The organism is Myxococcus sp. RHSTA-1-4 (assembly GCF_020037125.1).
GTDB lineage: Bacteria > Myxococcota > Myxococcia > Myxococcales > Myxococcaceae > Myxococcus.
Genome location: NZ_JAIQDG010000014.1, coordinates 112,108 through 134,204, shown reverse-complemented (window position 1 = coordinate 134,204; position 22,097 = coordinate 112,108). Strand labels below are relative to the sequence as shown.

The 22,097-nt window shown below is 64.8% G+C and carries 19 protein-coding genes, 1 tRNA gene and 1 pseudogene; 9 read left to right on the top strand and 12 right to left on the bottom strand.

All coding sequences use genetic code 11. The features are described 5' to 3' along the window. Positions 1 to 59 precede the first annotated feature (59 nt). Positions 60 to 605: a hypothetical protein gene (locus tag K8638_RS20150; protein WP_223756181.1), complete on the bottom strand. Its 546-nt coding sequence runs from the start codon at positions 603 to 605 to the stop codon at positions 60 to 62. Positions 606 to 961: 356 nt separating this feature from the next. Between K8638_RS20150 and K8638_RS20145 the strand changes: the two genes are divergently transcribed. Beyond that, positions 962 to 2,518, top strand: a complete 1,557-nt coding sequence (locus tag K8638_RS20145; RefSeq protein ID WP_223756180.1) for a hypothetical protein — start codon at positions 962 to 964, stop codon at positions 2,516 to 2,518. A gap of 1 nt (position 2,519) precedes the next feature. Continuing rightward, positions 2,520 to 3,383 (top strand): HNH endonuclease, encoded by an 864-nt coding sequence (locus K8638_RS45250; RefSeq protein WP_370644051.1) that lies wholly within the window; start codon positions 2,520 to 2,522, stop codon positions 3,381 to 3,383. Positions 3,384 to 3,440: 57 nt separating this feature from the next. On the opposite strand, the gene dbpB (K8638_RS20135) is transcribed toward K8638_RS45250, so the two are convergent. The 7 genes from dbpB (K8638_RS20135) to K8638_RS20105 all read right to left on the bottom strand — a co-directional run bounded on the left by dbpB (K8638_RS20135) (position 3,441) and on the right by K8638_RS20105 (position 12,396). Then, the gene (dbpB, locus tag K8638_RS20135; protein WP_223756179.1) at positions 3,441 to 4,610 is read right to left on the bottom strand and encodes a DGQHR domain-containing protein DpdB; all 1,170 of its coding nucleotides are present in this window, start codon (positions 4,608 to 4,610) and stop codon (positions 3,441 to 3,443) included. A gap of 26 nt (positions 4,611 to 4,636) precedes the next feature. Beyond that, the gene (gene dpdA, locus K8638_RS20130) at positions 4,637 to 5,902 is read right to left on the bottom strand and encodes a tRNA-guanine transglycosylase DpdA (RefSeq protein WP_223756178.1); all 1,266 of its coding nucleotides are present in this window, start codon (positions 5,900 to 5,902) and stop codon (positions 4,637 to 4,639) included. Continuing rightward, on the bottom strand, positions 5,899 to 7,038 hold the full coding sequence (gene dbpB / locus K8638_RS20125) for a DGQHR domain-containing protein DpdB (protein ID WP_223756177.1): 1,140 nt from the start codon (positions 7,036 to 7,038) through the stop codon (positions 5,899 to 5,901). The genes dpdA and dbpB (K8638_RS20125) overlap by 4 nt, the downstream gene beginning before the upstream one ends. Next, positions 7,035 to 7,991 carry a hypothetical protein gene (locus K8638_RS20120; protein ID WP_223756176.1) on the bottom strand — a complete coding sequence of 319 codons (957 nt, stop codon included), beginning with the start codon at positions 7,989 to 7,991 and terminating at the stop codon, positions 7,035 to 7,037. The genes dbpB (K8638_RS20125) and K8638_RS20120 overlap by 4 nt, the downstream gene beginning before the upstream one ends. Positions 7,992 to 8,004: 13 nt before the next feature. After that, positions 8,005 to 8,655 carry a 7-carboxy-7-deazaguanine synthase gene (gene queE, locus K8638_RS20115; protein ID WP_223756175.1) on the bottom strand — a complete coding sequence of 217 codons (651 nt, stop codon included), beginning with the start codon at positions 8,653 to 8,655 and terminating at the stop codon, positions 8,005 to 8,007. Between the two features lie 538 nt (positions 8,656 to 9,193). Further along, a complete protein-coding gene (locus K8638_RS20110) occupies positions 9,194 to 10,171 on the bottom strand; it encodes a PD-(D/E)XK nuclease family protein (RefSeq protein WP_223756174.1) in 978 nt (325 codons plus the stop codon). Then, the gene (locus tag K8638_RS20105; RefSeq protein WP_223756173.1) at positions 10,168 to 12,396 is read right to left on the bottom strand and encodes a UvrD-helicase domain-containing protein; all 2,229 of its coding nucleotides are present in this window, start codon (positions 12,394 to 12,396) and stop codon (positions 10,168 to 10,170) included. The genes K8638_RS20110 and K8638_RS20105 overlap by 4 nt, the downstream gene beginning before the upstream one ends. A gap of 299 nt (positions 12,397 to 12,695) precedes the next feature. Between K8638_RS20105 and K8638_RS20100 the strand changes: the two are divergent. After that, positions 12,696 to 13,150 (top strand): annotated as a pseudogene (locus K8638_RS20100) (type VI immunity family protein). 32 nt (positions 13,151 to 13,182) lie between these two features. Here the strand turns inward: K8638_RS20100 and K8638_RS20095 are convergent. Next, positions 13,183 to 14,550, bottom strand: a complete 1,368-nt coding sequence (locus tag K8638_RS20095; protein WP_370644048.1) for a serine/threonine-protein kinase — start codon at positions 14,548 to 14,550, stop codon at positions 13,183 to 13,185. A 295-nt stretch (positions 14,551 to 14,845) separates the two neighbouring features. On the opposite strand from K8638_RS20095, the gene K8638_RS20090 reads away from it, so the two are divergent. The 3 genes from K8638_RS20090 (at position 14,846) to K8638_RS20080 (ending at position 16,881) form a co-directional block, all read left to right on the top strand. Next, the gene (locus K8638_RS20090) at positions 14,846 to 15,874 is read left to right on the top strand and encodes an Rpn family recombination-promoting nuclease/putative transposase (protein ID WP_223756172.1); all 1,029 of its coding nucleotides are present in this window, start codon (positions 14,846 to 14,848) and stop codon (positions 15,872 to 15,874) included. Positions 15,875 to 16,036: 162 nt separating this feature from the next. Then, positions 16,037 to 16,324 carry a hypothetical protein gene (locus K8638_RS20085; protein ID WP_223756171.1) on the top strand — a complete coding sequence of 96 codons (288 nt, stop codon included), beginning with the start codon at positions 16,037 to 16,039 and terminating at the stop codon, positions 16,322 to 16,324. Further along, entirely contained in the window at positions 16,321 to 16,881 is a 561-nt protein-coding gene (locus K8638_RS20080) for a hypothetical protein (protein WP_223756170.1), read from the top strand. Before K8638_RS20085 ends, K8638_RS20080 begins: the two co-directional genes overlap by 4 nt. A 51-nt stretch (positions 16,882 to 16,932) precedes the next feature. On the opposite strand, the gene K8638_RS20075 is transcribed toward K8638_RS20080, so the two are convergent. Together K8638_RS20075 and K8638_RS20070 are read right to left on the bottom strand one after the other, a co-directional pair. Continuing rightward, positions 16,933 to 17,005 (bottom strand) — tRNA-Phe (locus K8638_RS20075). 87 nt (positions 17,006 to 17,092) lie between these two features. Then, positions 17,093 to 17,902, bottom strand: a complete 810-nt coding sequence (locus K8638_RS20070; protein WP_223756169.1) for a sigma-70 family RNA polymerase sigma factor — start codon at positions 17,900 to 17,902, stop codon at positions 17,093 to 17,095. 121 nt (positions 17,903 to 18,023) lie between these two features. Here K8638_RS20070 and nhaR point away from each other — a divergent pair, with 121 nt between their 5' ends. After that, positions 18,024 to 18,923, top strand: coding sequence for a transcriptional activator NhaR (nhaR, locus tag K8638_RS20065; protein WP_223756168.1), 900 nt, complete (start codon positions 18,024 to 18,026; stop codon positions 18,921 to 18,923). 200 nt (positions 18,924 to 19,123) lie between these two features. Beyond that, complete coding sequence (locus tag K8638_RS20060; protein ID WP_223756167.1) at positions 19,124 to 20,269, top strand: site-2 protease family protein; 1,146 nt, start codon at positions 19,124 to 19,126, stop codon at positions 20,267 to 20,269. A 71-nt stretch (positions 20,270 to 20,340) separates the two neighbouring features. Here K8638_RS20060 and K8638_RS20055 read toward each other — a convergent pair whose 3' ends face one another. After that, positions 20,341 to 20,565 (bottom strand): hypothetical protein, encoded by a 225-nt coding sequence (locus tag K8638_RS20055; RefSeq protein WP_223756166.1) that lies wholly within the window; start codon positions 20,563 to 20,565, stop codon positions 20,341 to 20,343. 218 nt (positions 20,566 to 20,783) lie between these two features. Here K8638_RS20055 and K8638_RS20050 point away from each other — a divergent pair, with 218 nt between their 5' ends. Then, positions 20,784 to 22,097 (top strand): glycosyltransferase, encoded by a 1,314-nt coding sequence (locus K8638_RS20050; protein ID WP_223756165.1) that lies wholly within the window; start codon positions 20,784 to 20,786, stop codon positions 22,095 to 22,097.

Genomic DNA, 22,097 nt, shown 5'->3' with positions numbered 1-22,097 from the left:
CGAAGCGCCACCTCCTGGGAGGTGCCCCCCCCTGGGAGCCCGTGCCAGCGGGGCGGCGCTCAGGCGCCGAGCACGCCGCGGAGCACGTCCTGGAAGTAGTTGATGCTTCCGACGTGGGTCTGGTGGTGCTTCGCGGACTGGTGGAGGCGCTCGATGACGGCCTCGAACTCGGCCTGGCTGACGTCGCGCAGGGACATGTAGAGGCGGGCGGCGCCCTGGAGGTAGGAGAAGAGGGGGTTGCGGTCAGTGCCGTCGGGGCGGCGGAGGAGGTGGCGGTAGAGCCGCTCGAACTCCTGGTCGGTCTCGGTGTTGCGGACGGCGCGGCAGTAGCCGGCGGCGGTGGCCTCGATGAGGAAGAAGAAGGGGTGGTACTCGGGGGGCGGGGCCTTGGCGAAGCTGGGGGGCTTCGTGTCACCGGTGAACAGCTTGGAGATGGGCTGGAGGGTGACGTGCGTCAGCTGCTCGCCGGCGCGCACCTGGACGCGCTCCCCCACGGGCCGCACGCGCTTCCCGTCGTCCTCCCACTCCACGGCGACATACAGGCGGTCCGGCTGGTCCACCCGCACGCCCGCCTTCTCCAGCTCCGCCACTGCGTTCGCGTCCATCGTGTTCCGTTCCTCCGAGGCCCGGTGCGTACCAAGCCCGCCATTCGGCATCATTCAGCGAGTTGGGGTGCTGGGCTCGGGTAGGTATCATACTACTACACCATCCAGTGCCCTTATGTCGCGAATCATAGGTATCTCCCAGCCCGGAGCGGTCCTCCAGTGGAGAACGGCCAATCCCGAAGCCACGCGCCTACGCAACATCTGTGCACGGCCTCGCAACTGACTATGCCGGTTCAGTCCGACAATGTTGCGTGCTGGTCACTGGGGCTCGCCTGCCCTACAATCAGCCAATGGCAGGTGCACACCACACACCGCCACGCGGATTCAAACAATAGTTCACTCCACCTAGACCAAACATGCCCCGTTACCTCGGATTTCGCTTCAATCAGACCCCTGGCTCGCCTGCAGTTGTCACTTTTGTGGCACCCGCCGAAGAAATACGCACATGGGCTGGCGTGCCTCACAAGACAACGGACTTCATTGGTGGTTTTCAGCGCCCACTGAGCGACCGCTTCAAGAAGATCATCGACTTCTTTGACGAACAGGGCAATGCATCGCCGACAGCAATCGTTGTAGCCTTCCGACCTGGCATGTGCAAACTGAGCACAGCCCCCCTAAAAGAGTCGAGCACATCCACATCCCTGTCATACAGTCCTGACCTCGTCACGCTCGACATAAGCAACCCCGCTGAAAACGAATCACTTGAGTCACTCGCCAAAAGAGCATACGCCTTTATCAGCGAGCGAATCGCCAAGGACATCCCTCCCTCTGAAGAAGAACCTTCACCGGAAGAAGAACCCTCCTCGCCGAGCGAACTAGATACAGAGGAGGCGTTGCCAGAGGAAACGTCGACCATCGAGGACTGGGGAGTCGATGTCGGCAAGAGCGCCCTCAAGGACTTCGCAAAGCGCCTAAAAGACAAGCAATCCCTCGACAAGTTCATCAACGACATCGCAAACTCAATCGACGATCCTGCGGCCGACACCAATGAACTCAAACAGGCCAAGGCACGAGAAAGACTGACCGATGTGCTACTCAGCCTCCTCAAACCGGCCATGATCGTAGACGGTCAGCATCGCGTTTGGGGTGCAGCAGAGAGCACGCAAGAGGTCCCGTTCACAGTATGCGCCCTTATTGATGCTGACTGGCAAGAGCAGGTCTTCCAGTTCGTAGTCATCAACAAGCAAGCACGAGCGATTTCTAGCGAACTACTCGCATCAATCGTCAATTCAAGCTTGACGAATGCGGAAATCGTCGAACTTGAAGGCAAGCTCGATGCCGCAGGAATCTCCACTTACGAAACAAAAATACTGAGGACCCTTAACGACGATCCAGATAGCCCCTTCCAAGGTCTTATTTCCCGAGGCCTTGAGGAGGAAAACAAGAAAATAACCTTCAAAGCCGCCATTGCACTAGCGTCTCGCTGGAAGCGAAAAATGACCGACCGCGATACGATTTATAGGACCCTCTTCCGCGATGGGCTTCCAGGCACTTCCAAGTCAGAAAAGTCGGAAGCCTGGGATGAACAATGGAAGTCATACATGTTTGCATTCTGGAACGGCGTCAGAAATCTATACAACAAAGAACAACTCTGGGAACCAGGCACCCAACTGATGTACCGAGCGACCCTTGAAGTGCTCCAAGAGAACTTTCTCGCCGCCAAGGCTCTCGCAGGGATTGCCTATAAGAATCCAATAGAACTGCGCGAAGATGTAGAAGACTTTTACAAAAACGTGCCAGCGGGATTCTTCCATACCAAGTGGAAACGGACTGAACTGCTCACAGAGGATGGACGAGAGGTACTTAGAAATGCACTGAATGCAATGCGCGTATCGGGCGCAAAGCTAAAGTCACTAGAAAAGTCCGATCCGCTATTCACCGGTGTCAGCACAAAGGCCGCCAAGAAGAAGTAAGATGAAGGCGCTTCGCGACCTACTTCACCTGCTCGCCAATGGCGCAAGAAGGAACAATGTGCCATTTGGCAACGATTCTTCGACAGATTTTGTTGCCTCACTAAAAACCGACTACGCCTCAATCGCGATTCGTGACCCGTCTCCATCCGGGTTTACGTGGCACGAAATCTCGTCTTTGCTCGCGGTCCACAAACTCTTTTGGACGCAGGTTCCTGTAGCAGTACTCAACCCAAACGCAGTCGATATCAGGCCTTACGCCAAAATAATGGCGAATGCGCTACTCGCGACGCCCAGCGAAGCAGACATTCGAGCGATTCACGCCATCCTAAAACGCATGCGTCGCTATGCAGTCTTTGGTAGACCGACATACTCGGTCTCCAGAGAAGAATTTTCTGCCCTTCTGCGTTCACAGTCCGGACGCTGCAACACCTGCGGCCACAAGTTCTCGGATGCAGAAATGCTGGCTCAGGAGTACTTAGAGGAGCCAGATGCCGCATCTCAAATAGGCCCCCTACGACCGCCACAACTCGACCACATTGTTCCGATATTCCTGGCGGGACACGACATAGCAAACTGCCAAATCCTCTGCCTCACCTGCAACACAAGCAAAGGAGCCTCGCTATTTTGGCCTATAAAGTCAGCAGTTATCGGCCCGAGCAAACCATCAGATCTAGCATCTACATCGGCGACTCAGCGTTGGATGATATTTACTAGGGACGGCCGATGCACAAATTGCCTCCGCCGCCCGACGGAATTACGTGGCGATCAAGAGTTAGTCGCGCACAAAGTGAATCCGGAGCTAGGTTGGACTCTCGAAAACAGTAGGACACTTTGCACCCACTGCGCAGCACCCGTTGCTCGTTGAATCACGCCCCAGCATGCGCCACGTCGATACGTTCTCCGTCGCCACGAGGACTCACGACTACCCCCGTCGTCTCGATGAACTACGCTTTGGCGTGTTTTCTTGAGAGATATCGGGAGCCGACCACACTCGGCTCTTGTACTGAACCATGAGGTAGTTCGTGAGCAACTCAATATCTTTTGACGTATTCTGGATCTCGTTCCACTTGCGCTGGTGACCAGGACCGAAGTCCCAGAAGCCAGCGGTCCATCGACAAACCTCCTTCAGTGGCATGAGGTCTGTCGCAAACTGTCCAGCGCTCGGGTGGGGTTTATCGCGATAGCGATCGCTGATCGCATCCATAATGAGCCCCATACTAACAATACCCGCGCCGTGCATGAGCCTCGACTTCTTCGGCGGCAATCCCCAGGCTGCTTTGAAGACCTCCTTGACGGCGGCCCAGTAGGCGTGGAGCGCATTGAGCATCTTCTCCACGTTTGGGCCTTCTTCTTCGCCCGAATTGAACCGATAAAGCACCCCGTCGTTCAGGCTGTTCTCCAGCATTCGCAGGATGGAATTATCCTTAATGATTCCGTGCGGGTTTGTCGCCGTCTGGATCATTTTCTGCAACGGGGACCCCTCATCCAGATTCAGGCGTTCCAGCAGCAACGCCGGAAGACGACGGCGGTCGAGTAGCGATGGCAGGCGAGCATTCGTACCAGGCAGGAGCTCATAGATGAGCCCTTTAGGCAACGGCTTCGTCGAATTGACCAGGATGAACTGCTCAGTCTGCTGGCTCACGTCATCCGTAATGAACGCCGTGACACAGATGGGGAAGCTCTCGATCAGTGCCTCGCGAATGGCCGCCAGACGCTGCTGTCCGTCAACGATGAATCCAGGCTTCTTCTCGTCGGAGGATTCCTCTTCAAAAGGAATAGAGAGAACTCCAGAGCGCGAGTAATCAGAAGCAGCGCCTTTGGAATCCGGTTTGAACTTCACGCGAGAGTCAAACGCAACAACCACCGCATTCGGAACCATCGGGGAGTTGCTCTCCAGGTAGTTCCGGATCTCGTCAATGTGCGAGAGCACCTCGGGCCGCTGGTAGCCCGTCAACCCACCATCGTCTCTACGCCGCACTCGAGAGATTGCCGCAAACTTCGGAACCAGCTTGCCGTCAACCGCGAACGCGTACAGTGTCCGCCCTGGGGACTGCTTCACCTCAATCGCGGGAAGCTTCATTTCGTTCGGCATGTGTGCACCGTGTCAGGTCGCCGGCCTCAGGCCGCGCTCCCCTTCTCAAGCCCGAGTTGCTTCTCGAGCTGCTGATAAAAGGTCCAGACGTTATGGAAGCCGCGTCGACGGTTCCGCTCCGCCCCGCGGAAGAGCACGACGTGATAGCGAAGTTCACGGCACACGTCGCAAGGGCACTTCCGCCAGGGAGCATCCGTCAGCGTTCGTCGGTAGGCCTCCGCATGATTCTTCTTCGAACCCGGGTCGTAGAAGCGCTCGTACTCCATCAAAAGGGCCAGAACCTCGTCGACAGTCCGCTTACCCGCCTCAAACAGCCGCATCCCTTCAAGGCAGGCCTTCTCCAGCTTCCGAGCAACATCCTGAGACACCTCGCCTGAAGAGATCATGCGCTGGAGCCCGGGGTTCCCCTCTACCTGGGGAATGCGAATCGCCGTGTAGTTGCGCTCGGGCGTATAGTAGTTGTCCTTGTCGTCCTTGAAGGCTTGGCGCAGCGGAGAGGTACTGTCGAAGGAGGTAATGCCGAGCCGGTCAAAGTCCTTCAGGTGCTCAGTTCTCGTGATTCCGAGCAAATGAAGCTGGATGCCTGGCTTTCTGACCTTATCGATAGCCTCCAGACACGCAAGGAGCTCCGGAGACTTGAGGGGGACCATCCCCCCTAGAGCAATGAAGTGGTAGCCCATCTTCTGCAGAGCCTTGACCGATTCCGCGTACGACAGAGGGCTCCACCCTTGAGCAACACCGATGGGCTCGAAGGTGTACTTCCCGGCTTTGTGCTTCCGAAGAAACGCTTCGGCAAGCTCCAGCGTCAACTCACGCCGGTCCTGCATCTCCTTGGGAACAAGTGCCTTGAGAGCATCACGCGAAGCATCTGCCTCCGGCTTGAACAGCAGAATGACGTGATCTAGCGAAAGCCCGTAATCGAAGCGACAGCCCCCATAGAACTCCAGCAACTCGTCGACCGAGTACGGCGGCTCCTCTTCCTTCACGTAGGTGAAGGCGCCGCAATCCCCCATGAGAGCAAGCTTCCGCGGGGCCTGGTCGATTCTGAAGAACTCTGGAGCGCCCAAGCGCAGCAACCGGTGTCGTTGTGCGAGCGTATACCGGCTCCCCAGTCCTCCATAGCCGTCCACAATTCCCTTGGAAACTAGGAGCCCATCGAAGGGCGTCGAGGAGAAAACCTCGTGCGCGTACAAGTCGTCGCGTTGCCGCTTTCGGGTAGTCGAGCGCCGCTCCCGCTCGAAATCAAAGCTGGGGTCAACCAGATCCTGGCTATCAGGGAAGAAGTACTTCACGCTGCCGTCCGACGGTTATTGGTGTACGCACGAAGAAGAACGTTCGAGAGCAGCCGGATGTGTTGCGGCGTGTTCTGCACCTGGTTCCATGAAATCCCCAGGTCCTCCCATTGGCCCTCTGTCCAACGACACACCGGCCGCACGCGTTGAAGCTCGGCACGAACCAACTTGGGTGCCCGTGCGGCGCGGATATCGATGTTGCTCATCACTTTGTCCATCAGTCGCCCCATCGCGCTGATGCCCGCGCCATGCATGAGCCGGCTCCGGGAGGGAGGGAGTCCCCATGCGTCAGGAAAGGTTTCCTTGACCGCGGTCCAGTACAGAAGCAGCGACTTCCTGACCGAATCGAAGTCGGTTTCGCCGCTGGCGATGTTCCGGAAGGGGAACAAGCACCCGGTGAGTGCGGAGAGGCTATCCTGAATCATCTTCACCACCGCAGTGTCCGCGACGACGGCGGACTTCCGCGAAGCGGCCTCCATGGAGGAGCGACGGATCAGGTTCCTGAAAGGGGACTCCGGGTCGCGACTCAACAGGTCGCACAATGCGGCGGGCGCCCTGCGCGCGGCCAGATTGGGCGGAAGCAGCGTCGAGACTTCCGGGAGGAGCTCCGTGATGAGCCCGCGGGGCAGTGGCTTGGTGTTGTTGACTCGGAGGAACTGGTCGCGTTGCAGGTCCACTTCATCCGCGATGAAGGCGTTGACAGGGACGAGGAGATCCTGCTTGCGGCACTGGGACAGAGCAAGCGCTCGCTGCTGCCCATCCACAATCCACGCGGGCTTCGGTTGTCCCGGTTTCGGCAGTGGAATCACGAGGCTTCCAGCCTCCGCCCTGCCATCATCCACGCGGGGGCCTCGTACCTGCTTGAAGATGACCGAGGACGACAGGGCGAGGATGATGGAGTTCGGGAAAAGCACCTCGTCGCCGTTCAGGTACTCCGTGATGCTGCGGACATGCCGCTTCACCTCGGGGCGTTGATACCCGAGCAGCCGTCCCGAAGAGTCCCGTGAGACGCGTGAGACCTCCGCCACCTGAAGCAACTCCTCGGCGGTGAGCGCGAAGAGGAAGAGCGGGTTCTTCGACGTCTGAATGACGCGGATGGCACGGCGTTGAATGGAAGAAGGTTCGGCTCTCTTCATGGGCCCTCCCGGACTTCGAGGAAGAGACGCTTGAAACGACTCTGCTCACATGCCTGCCCCCCCGCGCGAAGGCGGCGGAGGGATGCACTCCAGGACTTCTCTCCTGCTCTCAACGCATCCCTGATGAACGAGTGCACCTCCGCATCCGACATCGGCGTCCGCTGATGGACGAGGGGGGGCGCACTGCGCGCAATCAGGCGCTGATACTTTCGCCGAACGGAATGAGCATCGAAGCGCTCGCTCGGCGTTTGCTCGATGATTTCGCGCGCGACGCGCGCGTGGAGGGACAGCTTCGAGCCCCCCAGTCGCTTCTGGTGGTGCGCGCTCGATGGAATCCAGTGAGGAGCCAGCGGCCCCTTCGCCAGGGGGGACGGCGTGGACACGATGAGCAGGCGCTCCGGCACGACAAGTTGCTGTACCGCCCGGGCCAGGTCTTCAGCGAGGGCCGTCACATACAACGGAGAGGCCACCACCAGGATGCTGGCCCGCGGCCCCTCCGCGGCGAGTTCATTGATGCTGCGGGCATGCCGAGCCGACGGGCCCTCGTGCCGCGAGAGGACCTTCCACCACATCCGCAACTGGTCCGCTGAGTCGCGACTGGCGGCGTTCTTCACCACGGAGTCGTCGTGCCCCCGGGCAAATGTCGCGGAGTAGGGGCGGATGACCGCATGCGCTGGAATCAGCCCATACCCTGCTGAGGCGACCCAGAGTTGCGGCTTGAATCCACGTGCACGGGCGACCTCGGGCAGCCCCAGGACAACGCTCCAGTGCGCGCCAGCGTAGAGCGCCCCCGCCTCGAACGCGTCATAGCGGTCGTCACTGAGGCGTTCGCACCACGCCCGCGCACGGGCCTCGATACCGTCCACCTTCACAGCGCGAAGACGGAGTGGCTCGGGCACGGGCTGGCGCTTCCGGTCAGTGCAGCTCGCGATGATGTGCAGGGTCGCGGTCATCGAACTGTCCGTCTCAGCGGATTCCCACCATCTTGTGCATCTGAAGCCCGAGCTTCCACTTCGGATGCTCCAGGCAGTAGCGGAGCGCCAGTTCCGTGTTGTGAGTCCTGTTCGGGCCATCCATGGGTTGGAGGATGAAGTGCGTGAATCCCAAGTCCACGAACTGGCCTGGCTCGAAGCCAGGCTGCGGGAACACGAGCTTGAGCTCGTTGCCCGTCCGCTGCAGCAGCTCACTTCCAGCCTTGGGGCTCACACAGACCCAGTCCACTTCCTCGGGGACAGGCTTCGTTCCGTTGGTCTCGACGGCGACGAAGAACCCACGCGCATGAAGCGCATCGAGCAGCGGGACGTCCAGTTGGAGCAGCGGCTCCCCACCAGTGCACACCACCATGGGTGCCTGCTCCTCTGCATGCGTCTGGGGCCATTCCGCAGCCACGGCATCCGCCAATGCATCGGCGGATGTGAACCTCCCGCCTCCAGAGCCATCAAGCCCGACAAAGTCGGTGTCGCACCAGCGAGAGCAGCCGCCTGGCCCTCTCTCCCGGTCTCGCTCAAGACCGCTCCAGAGGTTGCAGCCAGAAAAGCGGAGGAACACCGCCGCGCGCCCAGCTTGCGCGCCCTCTCCCTGCAGCGTGTAAAAGAGCTCCTTGACGGCGTAGCTCACGACAGACGCCCTCCCGTCAGCCCCGCCGCCCGATAAACCGCACCCATCTTGCCCTCCTCGCTCTCAGGAAAACTGCAGGGTGCCACATTCGAGCCGGCGTGCAGTTTCCGCGGAGTCCATGGGGGCGGTATCTACCTCGTGTGTGCGCGACGGGTCGACCATAAACCGCTCGGTCGTGCTCACGACATGCCGCACTATAACGTTGTGCGGGGCTCTGATGACCTCCTGAGTCATCTTTCGTACAGTGGCGCAGTAACCGCAGCGAGTCCGCTCCCCGGCGCTTTGCATCCGGAGGACACGGCGAACACCTTGAAAACCCGAGAAGCCGCCGGAGCGATGACCGCGCACGGCCTGAAGTTCCACGCCTGCTGACTCGACGGAGTCCTCCACGTTCGCGAGGGCCTACGCAGCGCACTCCACTTGCGCCACCCCATGTGGAGGTGGCGTCTGGGGGCCTGGAGTCGCAAGACGCATTCCTGCGCGGGTGGGGAGGCACGTCCTCAGCCGCTATTCGGCGAGGAGCGTGCTGGGAGAATCCTCAGAGCGCGTCGCGACGCTGCTTGCTCGCCTGGGGGAAGCTGGAGCACCGGAAGCGGATGTCGCAGGCCTCGCAGGTCTGCTCCTCCACGGAGTGGCTGGGTGCGGCCCATTGCTTCTCGTAGGGCTTGGCGCGCTCCTCCTCAATCAACTCCACGGTATTGTGGAAGTCCTGCATGGCCGCCTTCACCCGAACGGGCGAGGGGTGCAGCGGATAGAAGAGACGCGGAAAGACCCCAGGGCCTTTTCCCTTCAGCGCCAGCTTCCAGAGTTCGTCATCGTCGAGTTCGCCCAGGAAGATGAGTACCGCGCGCGCCGGAAAGTGGCCCGTCTGCTGCCGGTAGAGCTCGGCGTACACCTGCATCTGGTACTCGTAGTCCACCAACTCGGAGGCGCCCTTGGCTGGCATGCGCCCCGACTTGTAGTCCCAGATTTCCTCATCCACCTCCGACGTTGGGAAGTTGAGCCCCAAGGCATGCGACACCGCCCCGGCGAGGATATCCACCACTCCCTGCAGGATGTAGTCGCGCCCCTGCGGGGTCTTCAGAGCTCGCTCCAGGCGGTACTCGGTCTGACGGATGTGGGGGAAGAACGCCTCGCCCACCAGGTGGACGAATCGGTGGATGAGCCGTGCCGCCTTCTCCCGCATCAGGGGCGCGTTGAAGGTCCGCACGCCTGAGCGGATAAGCCGGTCATGCGCCTCCTGAACGAGCTGCTGGATCTCCTCCTCCGAGGGAAGCGCCCGCGTCGGTGCCGCTCGGCGGTCTCGGGTGATGCGGTCCAGCACGTCATGCACCAGGGTGCCGAAGTAGAGCTGCGTTGAGGTGGCGCTGCTGAAGCCACGGACCCCGAAGTACCCGTACTGACGCCGGCACCGGCGGAAGGCCAGCACGTCCGCCGTCGTCGAGTAGCTCCGGATGCGCACCTCGTTCTTCACCAGCGGAACGGTCCAGCCCGGCAACAAGGACTTGAGGCTCATGGGAAGTAGACTCCCTGCGCTTGAAGAGCAGCTTTCGTGGTCAGCGCTCGCCCATCCTCTGCACGGCCCAGGGCTCGGTCCCACTTCCCCTGTTCGTGGCCCACGAGTACCAGCAGACGCTTCGCACGCGAGTACGCAACGAAGTAGAGGCGCACGGTATCCTCGGCGGCTCGCAACTCCTGCGAGCGCCGATGAGGAGGTCGGGTGAGCCGTCGCACGTACGGGTCGAGCTCGTCTTCCAGGATGTGCGTACTCCCGACGAAGGGCTGCTTATCGGGGCGCAATACGAACACCACCTCGAACTCCAGTCCCTTGGCCTGGTGGATGGTCATCACATTGACCTGGCCGGGGATGATGCTGATCTCGTCGTCCTCGGGGTCATTGAGCCCGTCGTGAACGCCTTCCGCGAACACCCCGTAGAAGTTCTGAAGGGTACGACCGAAGAGCCTCGTCCCCTCCTCTCCCGGCTCCAGCTTCAACTCGCCGTCGTAGAACAATGACTCGTACTCGGCCAGCACGAGGTTGAGCACCTTGAGCCGCTCGCCGCCCTCGGGGTCCGTCAATTCGCTGGCGAAGGGTTCGTGAGCAAGCAACTTGTAGAGCAGCCCGGAGCCGGTGACGCGCCGCCCCCCCTGCCGCGTCAGGTAGTTGTGGTCCTTGGACCCGTCGTAGCGCGCCCGCCGGACCGCCTGGATGGAGGCGTCGACGTACCGAGCCAACTCCGGATGGGAGGGCGCCAGCGCCGCGTAGGCGCTCCGGGCTCGGTCCACATAGTCGATGACGCCATTGGGAAGGCGCACCACCGCGGAGTCCTGGTAGGCCGAGTCAGGGTCCAGAATGTTGCTGAGTGCCCCCAACATTCCGAGGAACCGCTCGTCCTTATGCGCCGTGTTCGAGCGCGGGTTGTAGAGGGGGATCTTCGCCTCGCGCAGGGCCTTCGTGTAGGTGCCAATGGAATGGCTGGTCTCGCGCGTACTGAAAGAAAGCAGCGCAATCTGGCTGTAGTCTTGGACGAGGCCTTCGCGCTTGAGGTCTCGGATCATTGAAACGACCTTGGTCGCCGCATCCGGCGTCTTGCGCTCAGCGATGGCCCAGACGGACTTGTAGGCCCCCAGGATGTCTGACGTCGCGCTCAGCGCCGGCTTGCCGGGGGCGCGCACACGGACAGAGGTATCCACCATGTCCGGATGGGCTCCGATAAAGCGGTTCACCCAAGCGACGATGCCAGGATGGCTCCGGCGGTTCTCCGAGAGGTAGACGGGCAGCGGCTTGCGATTCAGGCGCACCTGGCAGGCACGGTCGAATTCGACGAGCGATTCGACGGTCGCTCCACGGAAGCGGTAAAGGGACTGGTCATCATCCCCGACCACCGTGAGGTCCCCCTGGGCGCCCGCCAGGGTGAAGTAGACCTGCTCCTGGATGGGATTGGTGTCCTGGTACTCGTCGACGAGGACAGTGAACCCCTCCGCCTTCCAGGCGCGCCCCTCCGCAGAGGAAAGAAAGTCGAGAAAGTAGCGCTGGAGGTGAGCCTGGTCCGTCCGCTGCCGCTCCGTGAGTTTTTCCTCGTAGGACTTGTAGGCCTCCGCGAGCCTTTGGAGGTGTTCGTCCCCCGAGTCAAGCATGGCCTGAAGGTCCACGCTGTTCTCTGTCATGCGATTGAAGAGTTGGCAGGCCGCCTCGCAGCGCGCCGCCGTGTTCGGCGGGAACCTGGCATCAGCCTCGATGAATCCGAAGCGCGACCAAAAGGAGATGTCATCGCAACGCAGCAGGGGATTGGACGAGCGGCGCACGAAGAACTGCTGCGCCATCTCGTCCTCCAGTACCCGGATGCGAAAAGCAGGTGGGTAACGCACGTCCTGTAGGATGCGCGAGCACAGGGAGTGCAGGGTGCCGATGCACAACTGGGTGACCTCGAAGCCGTCGGCCCCTGGCACCTTGGCATCCACGAGCTTCTGGCGGCTCAGCACGAGCCGTGACTCCAGCTCCGTGGCCGCCTTGCGCGTGAAGGTGGTGAGAAACACCCGCTCCGGCGCGACCCGGTCCACCAGCAGGCGCTTGAGCACCAGCCATACCAACGTGTGCGTCTTTCCAGTTCCCGGGCCCGCGATGATCCACAGTGGCGCGGCCCGGTGGTCATGGCGCAGGGCGCGCTCTTGTTCGCTGCTCAGCGGCAAGTGCCCACCGTGAGCAGCCCGCATCCCATTCAGGAACTGCTTGATGTCCATGATTCGAAGCCCCATCGCCCTTTCGTGAACAGGCAAAGGCTAGGCGACAAGCCGTTCTTTCGCCATATGCAGGAGAACCGGGATTGGGCTCTTGTGCCAGCGTAGCTGCCACCTGGACCGCGAGGCCGGAAGAAGCACCAACGGAGCGTGAAAGACAGAGAGGGTCGTGCCACACACCGAGCGGCGTATGGTGAGCCGGAGGCCCGGGTCGGAGGACACCGGGCACGACGGCCCCAGGCAGGCAGACGGTATTACCGCAGACGCCCCTTGCAGCCTCCAAGAACGAACTTGCCGCCCCGCTGCCCTCCAGCTCCGGGTATGCGGGCTTCTCCTTCAACTGCGACCTCGACCTGATTGGCGTGGAACGGGAGGTCAAGAAGTGGAGCGTCCTCCAGCCCGGAATGGACCTTCCGAAACCAGACCGGCTCGCGTGGCAGCTTGGCACGAAGGTACGCACGGCCGCGTGGCTGACCTTCCTGGGCCAGCCCCTCTTGAACGAGTTGGGTGGCACCACGGGACTGCGCCCCGGCTGCACTCACGGGACATCGGCGTGCAGGAACTGGGAGAAGAACGCGCCGTCGTCACGCTGGGAGCATGGCCGGAGGCAGGCGGCCCCGGCTGCGCGGAACTGCCGCCGTCCTACCGCGAGATGGCGCGCGTCCTGGAGCCATGGCTCTTCCACGAGATGCAACTTTCCGGCTCTGGCTTCACCCAGGAGGAGCTACGCCGCTGGGAGCGCTGCCTTCTGGATTGAACGTGGGCCATTCCATCAAGAGACGCGCGACCTCACCATGGGGGGTCTTCAGTACGCTCCACGGGACTCGAGGTAGGAGGGCGCGCGGGGGGGATGACGGGCACATAACATCCGCCCTTGTAGATGTAGTAGCCCTCCGCTTCGCAGTTCTTCAGGTCCCCTTCCGCTTTGATCCAGCAGCCGCCATTGATGGGGAAATGCTTCTTGCTGGGGCAGCGTCCGCTGGCATCCGGCCGCCTCTGCCCCGGAAAGGGCCTGGGTGGCAAATCCACGGAGATGGTGGCCCATGCGAACGGGGCCCGAGAGAGCGGCAGCGGGGCTGTCAGCGCCGCGTCTCCGGCGGCAACAGTCCCTCCGTCCCTCATCTCCTCGGGCCCTGACGCGTGCATCTCCCCGGTCTCCACGCCAGAATGAGCACCGCGCATCCACACGCCCCCCAGCACCAGGGCCGCGCCCAGGCTGGCGGCCGCGAGCCAGGGGCGCACGGCGCGGGCACGGACATGAGGCGCGGCGCGCGTGCGCCCGGACCGCACAAGCGCGACCGCGGGCACAGGTTCCTCGCGGTCGAAGAGAGGCACATCCGCCTCCGGTCCTGCTTCACGAGCAGCCTGCTCCAGCGCCGCGGCCAGGTCACGGGCGGTGCCACGGGCCTCGGGGTTCGGGGAAAGCATCCGGACCGTCAAATCACTGAGCGCCTCGGTGCAGCGGGGGTTGAGCGCGCGCGGGAACGGGGGCCCGGCTTCATCCAGCGGCGAGGCGCGGAGAGCGGGGTCCGGTGGGGGGTACTCGCCGGTCAGCAGGCGCCAGGCGGTGACGCCCAGGGCGAAGACGTCGTCCGAGGCAGTGGGAGCGTAGGGGAGTATGGGCTCGCGCATGGGGATGCGCACGGAGCGCCACGCCTCGGGAGAGCGGTACGCCGGAGTCCCGGGAGGAAACGGCGACTGGGTGAGCGTGGCGGCACCCATGAAGTGGCCGGAGCCGAAGTCGGTGAGGAAGACGCGGCCATCCGCAGCTCTGACACGTATGTTGTCGCCTTTGACGTCACGGTGAAGGCCACCGGCGGCATGCGTGGCGGCCAGCGCCCGGGCGAGGCTGGCGAGAGCGTGGAGCACCTGCCGCGACGTGGGCCGCTGCTCCAGAGCCCAGTCATACAGCGACGCGCCGTCCACCCACTCCATGACGAGATAGGGAAAGCGGAAGTCCGCGAGCGGCCACTCGCCGTGGTCCAGGAGGCGAGGGACGTTGGGGTGGCGGATGCGTGAGAGCAGCTCCCGCTCACGTGCGAAGCGCGCGTCCCCAGGGTGGAGGGCCAGCTTGAGGGCGACAAGGCTGGAGGGTGACCGCGCGTCGACGGCCCGGTAGACGGCGCCGTAGGCCCCCAGCCCGCGACGATCCAGCACCCGCCAGGGCCCCACTCTCGTTCCCAGGGGGAGGCGCGCCGGACTCGGGTGGACAGGTTGCATGAGGTGCCTCGCGAGGAGCGACACGCTCCACTCCGCTCGCTAGCAGATTTCTCGCCAGGCGGCAGGCTTCATGCGGCGCGCCGAGCCCGAGGCGCCGGCCCAAGCTCTCCACATTCCGGAACCCGCCAGACGTCTCCCGCCCGGGACGCGTAGAGCCGCCGGTAGACTCCCGGGGCCGATTGTCTCCCGTGCCCATGAGTGGCACGCCCCCTGCTTCGGGGCGCACTCCGCCATGCCCGGCCCCCATGACCTCTTCGTACGCTTCACCTTCGGCCATCCCGAGCGGGCCGCGGCCGAGCTGCGCGCCGTCCTGCCTGCGCCCCTCGTCTCCGAAGTGGACTGGTCCACGCTGCGCCAGGAGCCCGGCTCCGTGGTGGACCCGGAGCTGCGCGAGACACAGAGCGACCTGCTCTTCTCGGCCCGGCTCCTCAGCGGAGGGCCGGTGCTGCTCTATGTCCTTCTCGAACACCAGTCGTCGGTGGACCGGTGGATGGCCCTGCGCATGCTGCGCTACGTGGTGCGCCAGCTGGAGCACTGGCGCAAGGAGCACCCGGAGGGTGAGCGGCTGCCCGTCATCATCCCGCTCGTCATGTACCACGGGCCTGGAGAGGGCTGGAGCGCGCCTCGCCGCGTGGAGGAGCTCTTCGCCCTGCCGGGCCCGCCACGGGAAAGGGGGCACTGGCAGGCGCTGGTGCCTCGCTTCGAGTATCTGCTGGATGACCTGACGAGCGAGCGCGTCGAGGCGTTGATGGCGCGCCCGGGGCCTCCGCTGGTGCGGCTGGCGTTGCTCGTGCTGCGCTTCGGCCGCACGGAGGAGCTTGCGCGGAGGCTGCCGGACTGGACGGCCCTCTTCGCCGAGCTGCAGGCGCACCCGGACGCCTGGGAGGAGCTGGAAGCGCTGGTGTGCTACCTCTTTCAGGTAGGCGACAGGGCCACCCGGGACGCCATGGCGGGCGTGCTAGCTTCCGTGGTGGATGCACGAGGAGCGGAGGAACTGATGAAGACCTATGCCGAGGAACTCACCGAGCAGGGCTTCGCGCAGGGCATCGAGCGGGGCATCTCGCAGGGTATCGAGCGGGGCATGGCCAGGGGGCTCGCCAGGTCCGTGCTCCGGGTTCTCGACGCGCGGGGCTTGAGTGTGGATGACGGGGCCCGGCAGCGCATCCTGTCGTGCACGAACCCGGACATGCTCGAACAATGGCTCGAGCGGGCCCTCACCGCGGCGACCGTCCCGGACGTCCTCGGCGAGCTGCCGCAATGAAGCCGGATAGCGACTCCTAACCAGGATGCTTGGCATCACCGCCAATATTCTTGGCGAAATCACCAAGGTCACTGGCAATAACACCAAGAATATTGGTAAATTTGCTTCGTGCTCGAAGAGGGTTCTCAGCTCTTTGGAACTTCGACCAGGACGGCGGTGCTCGTGGCCATCCGTCTGCTCGAAGGGACCTATCCCAGTGAATTGGCGGCTCTGCTCGGCGTACGCCCATACACCGTCCAATCCATTCTGGCGTCGCTCGAACGGGAAGCGATCATCGTCAGTCGGTTGATGGGGCGAACTCGGATGGTCTCCCTGAACCCTCGATACTTCGCGCACGCCGAACTCAGCGCGCTGCTTTGGAAGCTCGGAGAGCACGACATGGACCTTCAGACCCGGCTCGCCGCGCGACGGCGCCGTCCCCGCCGCGCTGGCAAGCCGGGGCTCTTGTGATTGGGCCCACGTCGTCGCTCACGGACGTTGCCTTCGCCGTGTGCACGGCACTGGATCGCAAGGGCTTCCACGCAGTGCTCACTGGCGGAAGCGCGGCGACCTACTACGCGCCGGAGGCGTACCAATCAGGAGACCTCGACTTCGTGCTCACCCTCAAGGGAACGGGAGGCGAAGCGGCGCTGGCAGCGCTCGGCTTCATCAGGAAGGGAGACTTCTACCGTCACCCACGCTCGCCCTTCCTTTTGGAGTTTCCGCCGGGGCCGCTGGCGGTGGGTGACGACTTGCTCAAGAGCTGGAGCACCGTCCGCCGTGACGACGAGGTGCTGTACGTCCTGTCGCCCACCGACTCATGCCGTGACCGACTCGCGTCCTTTCTCTTCTGGAACGACTTCAGCGGCCTGGAACAGGCGCTCGCCGTCTTCCACGCACGGGCCAATGAGGTGGACCTGAACGTCATCGAGGACTGGTGCCGGCGCGAGAGCCACAGCCAGAAGTTCAACCTGTTCGCGTCACGCCTCCGAGTTCCAGGCGCACCCGGAACGCCATGGCGGGCCTGAACGTCAAAGGCCCCCGGACTTGCGTCCAGAGGCCTCGGAATCAACAGGAAGTGCCCAGAGCCGGAATCGAACCAGCGACACGGGGATTTTCAGTCCCCTGCTCTACCAACTGAGCTATCTGGGCGTGAGAGTCGCCGCGAGAAACACGGCCTCTCTACATGGACTTCCCTTCGGCACGCAAGGCCCAATTGCACCGGGCCTCGCCTGCCCGTCAGGCCGCCAGGGACAAGGTCTCGCCGTCCCAGGGCGTGAGACTCGCGGTGAGCCTGCGGCGCAGCTTCGTCCTCAGCGCCTGCTCAATCTGCCGGATGCGCACCGCCGTCACCCCGAAGCGGCGGGCCAGCAGCTCCGCGCTCGCGCCCTCGTCCACCAGCATCCGCTCCTCCACCAGCGCCCGCTCCCGCGCGTCCAGCTCCGGCCAGGCCGCCTCCACGCTCTCCCGCAGCCTCGCCGCCCACTTCGCCCGGTCCACCACCTCCTCCTGCGACGCTCCCTCCGCCTCCAGCCCGTCCAGCCGCGTCACCTCCCCGTCCGGCGTCACCGGCGCGTCCAGCGACACGTCCCTCGCCAGCGCCTCCGTCGCCCTCTCCACCTCGTCCTCCCGCTTTCCCAGCGCCTCCGCCAGCCGCCTCGCCACCTCCGGATGCCCCTCCCCCCACCGGGCCTCCAGGCGCGCCCGCTCCCGCCTCAGCTGGAACACCACCCAGGGCGCACGCCCACCCGCCATGCTCCAGTTGCGCCCCACGTACGCCCGGATGCGCGCGCGAATCCACTGGTTCGCGTACACCGCGAAGGGGATGCCCCGGTCCTCGAACCGCCCCGCCGCCTCCATCAACCCCACGTTCCCCTCCGCCACCAGCTCCTCCAGCGGCAGCCCCGTCCACCGGTACTTCCACGCCAGCCGCCGCACCAGGTCCAGGTGCTCCCGGACACGCGCCTCCACCACCTCGCCCGACGCCCGTACTCCGGTCAGCTCAAGCTCGAGGGACTCGCGGGACACGCTCTGGTTCGCGGCTTCCATGGACCTCCTCCGGTCAACCCCACGGAGGAAATCCCCCGCGGAACGCCGCAAAAACTAAGGGCCCGGGCTCAATAAGAAAATTAGATAGTTCGAGCGAGATACTTCGGTTATCCCTATGTCCATGAGCTGGCTCAACTACCACCACCTCCTCTACTTCTGGACGGTTGCCCGTGCGGGCAGCATCGCCAAGGCGGGCGAGGAGCTGCACCTGGCGCAGCCCACCATCAGCAGCCAGCTCAAGCTGCTGGAGGAGTCGCTGGGCCACAAGCTCTTCGAGCGCCAGGGCCGCAAGCTGGTCCTCACCGACGTGGGCCGCACCGTCATGCGCTACGCGGACGAAATCTTCCGCCTGGGCAACGAGCTGAAGAACGTCGTCTCCGGCATGCCCGCCGGCCAGCAGCTCCGGCTCAACGTGGGCGTGCTCGACGTCATCCCCAAGCTGGTCGCCGAGCAGCTCCTCAAGCCCGCGCTCGACGCCGGCCCGTCCCTGCGCATCATCTGCCGCGAGGGGCCCCTCCCCCAGCTCATGGCCTCGCTCGCCCTGCACGAGCTCGACGTGGTGCTCGCCGATGCCCCCAGCTCCGAGCCCGTCAGCGTCCGCTCCTTCAACCACCTGCTCGGCAAGAGCGGCATGTCCTTCTTCGCCGCCGGCAAGCTGCTCGGCCTCAAGAAGGACTTCCCCCGCTCGCTGGGCGGCGCCCCCATGCTGCTGCCGTCGGACGAGTCCTCGGTGCGCCGCTCGCTGGAGCTGTGGTTCGAGCGCCAGGGGCTGCGCCCCCTCATCGCCGGAGACTTCGACGACAGCGCCCTCCTCCAGGCCTTCGGCCAGCGCGGCCACGGCGTCTTCGCCATGCCCACCGCCATCGAGGCCGAGGTGGAGCGCCAGTTCAACTGCTCCGTCATCGGCCGCACCGACGAAATCGAGACCTGCTTCTACGCCATCACCGTGGAGCGCAAGCTGCGCCACCCCGCCGTCGTCGCCATCGCCGAGGCGGCCCGCTCGCAAATCTTCGGAGGCTGACACCTCCCCTCGGCGACCCTTCGACAAAATCGAAGGATTGCCTCCTGCTTTTCCGATTTGCGAAGCGTCCCCGGCTCCTTAGTTCAAGTCCATCGGGCCCACCGCATGGAGCGGCCGGGCCCGGGCGGTGAATGCACCGGGGTGGGAGCCGAACCTCCCCGCCCGGCGCGCGCACCGCCAGGAGAGGAGCCTCGTTCGTCATGCCCTGGTCCATCCGTATCGGACGCATCGCCGGCATCGACCTCAAGCTGCACTTCACGTTCGCGCTCATCCTCATGGTGGGCGCGCTCCAGTGGGGTGTGCCCCACGGGCCGCGCGGTGCCTTCTTCGGCGTGCTGCTCGTCAGCCTGCTGTTCGTGTGCGTCGTGCTGCATGAGCTGGGGCACGCGCTCATGGCCCGCCGCTTCGGCATCCCCACGCGGGACATCACCCTGCTGCCCATCGGCGGCGTGGCCCAGCTCGAGCGCACGCCGGAGGACCCTCGCCAGGAGCTGTGGATTGCCGCCGCGGGCCCCGTGGTGAGCGCGGTGCTGGCCGCGGTCCTCTTCGGCGCCACCGCGCTCGTCCTCGGCGCCACCAGCGCCGGCCTCACCGGCGAGGAGACGGTGCGCACGCTGCTCACCCAGCCGTCGCTGCCCACGCTGCTGGCGTGGCTGGCCGGTGCCAACGCCACCATGGCGCTGTTCAACCTGCTGCCCGCGCTGCCCATGGACGGCGGCCGCATCTTCCGCGCCGCGCTCTCGCTGCGCCTGGGCGCCGAGCGCGCCACCACCATCGCCGCGGGCACCGGCCAGGTGCTCGCCGTGGGCATGGGCCTCTTCGGCATCCTCCAGGGCCACGTCGGCCTCGCCCTCATCGGCCTGCTCGTCTTCATGAGCGCGGGCCGGGAGCGCGCCGAGGTGGCCGCCCGCCGCGTGCTGACCACCCTGCGCGTGGAGGACGCCTACAACAAGCACGCCCTGGTGCTCGTCCCCGGCGACAGGCTGTCGCGGGTGGTGGAGTACCTCCTCTCCAGCCCCCAGTCCGACTTCGCGGTGGTGCTCGGCGAGTGGCTGCTGGGCGTGCTCACCCGCGAGCGCATCCTCCAGGCCCTCAGGCGCGAGGGGCCCGACACCTATGTCTCCGGCCTCATGCAGCGCGACGTGCCGCGCATCGACGCCGCCGCCACCCTGGAGGACGCGCGCCGGCTGATGGGCGAGCGGCGGACGGGCATCGTCGCCGTGTACCGCGACGACGTGTTCCTCGGCCTGCTCGGCGTGGCCGACCTGTCCGAGGCGCTGGCCGTGGCCTCCGCGGTGTCCCGTCACCCGGGCGCGGGCGGCGGTGGCGTCCAGCAGGCGGCCTGAGACAGGGCCGCCGCATCCCGGGCTCGAATCCGGGACGGCGAAGCCGCGGACGTGGCCCGCGGCAGCGGCCGCTACTGCGTGCCGGCGGTGCCGCCGTCCGCCTCGAGGGAGCCGCCGTCCACCTCGGGCATGGGCGAGGCGGGCCCGGGAGGCTCGTTCGGCACGTTCTGGATGGGCTCGCGAACCTCGGTCGGGCCCTGGATGGGCTCCTGCTCCTCCGCCCCGGGTGGCTGTGTCGTCTTGCAGGCAAGCGGCACGGCGGCCAGGCACAGGGCGATGAGAACGGCACGACGCATGGAGCCTCCAGCGCGAATCACAGCCGGACCCTAGGGAGCACGCCTCCCCGCGACAATGTGCGGCGTGGGCCCAACGTCCACCAGCGGATGCACGTCCCGGCGGGCAGGCCCTCCCTCCACGCTCCGGGCTCCGTCCCGGCGCCGGAGAGCACCGGAAGCTTCCTCGGACCATGCCCACCGTTTCCTCGGAACGCACTTCCCTTCCGGGAGCAGGGGCCATGCTGGACGTCGTCGATGTCGGCAAACGCTCGCTCGCGGCCTACCGAGGCGTCGCCCCCGACGCGCAGCTCGACGAGCTGCTCCGCCTGTCGGACCGCCTGCGCGGCGCGCGCTGCATGCACCTCAGCGCCACCTCCTACGGAGGGGGCGTCTCGGAAATCCTCCGCACGCTGGTGCCGCTCTACAACGACCTGGGCCTCAACGCGGACTGGAAGCTCATCCACGGCGACGAGGCCTTCTTCCAGGTCACCAAGCGCATCCACAACGGCCTCCAGGGCGCCCCCGGTGAGCTCTCCGAGACGGAGAAGAGCCTCTACCTGGCCACCTCGCACCGCAACGCCAGCCGCCTCATCAACGACTCCGAGGACTACGACTTCATCTTCGTCCACGACCCGCAGCCCGCGGTGCTCGCGGCCCTGTCCTCCCTCCGCGACTCACGCTGGATATGGCGCTGTCACATCGACACGTCCCACCCCAACCCCAGCTTCTGGGAGTTCCTCCACCCCTACCTGAGCGCCTACGACGCCGCCGTCTTCACCCTCCAGGACTTCATCCCGCCCCGGCTGCCCCTCCAGGACGTCCACGTCTACCCGCCCGCCATCGACCCGCTCAGCCCCAAGAACTACCCGCTGCCGGAGGAGCTCGCCCGGCACGTGCTGGAGTGGATTGGCATCCGCACCCACCGCCCCCTGGTCACCCAGGTGGGCCGCTTCGACCGGTGGAAGGACCCGCTCGGTGTCGTGCACGCGTACCAGCGCGTGCGGCCCCACGTCCCGGACCTGCAGCTCGCCCTCGTCGGCTCGCTCGCCCTGGACGACCCCGAAGGCTGGGAGGTGTACGAGGAGGTCCGCGCCGCCACCGCGGGCGACAGCCTCATCCACGTCCTCACCAACCTGGTCGGCGTGGGCAACATCGAGGTCAACGCGCTGCAGGCGCGCTCCGACGTCGTGGTGCAGAAGTCGCTGCGCGAGGGCTTCGGCCTCGTCGTCTCCGAGGCCGTGTGGAAGGGCACTCCCGTCATCGGCGGGCGCGTGGGCGGCATCCCCCTCCAGCTCCCCGACGACACCGGCGGCCTGCTCGTGGACACCGAGGAGGAGTGCGCCGAGGCCCTGCTCCGCCTGCTGCGCCAGCCGGAGGAGGCCCGCCTTCTCGGTGAGCGGGGCCGCGAGTACGTCCGCCAGAACTTCCTCATGCCCCGGCTGCTGCTGGACCACCTGCGGCTGCTGGACCACCTGGCCACCGCGCGGCCCCTTCCACCGCGCGACATCGTCCCCGTCTCCCTCGTCCAGGCGGCGGGGCTGGCGGGGGGGTGA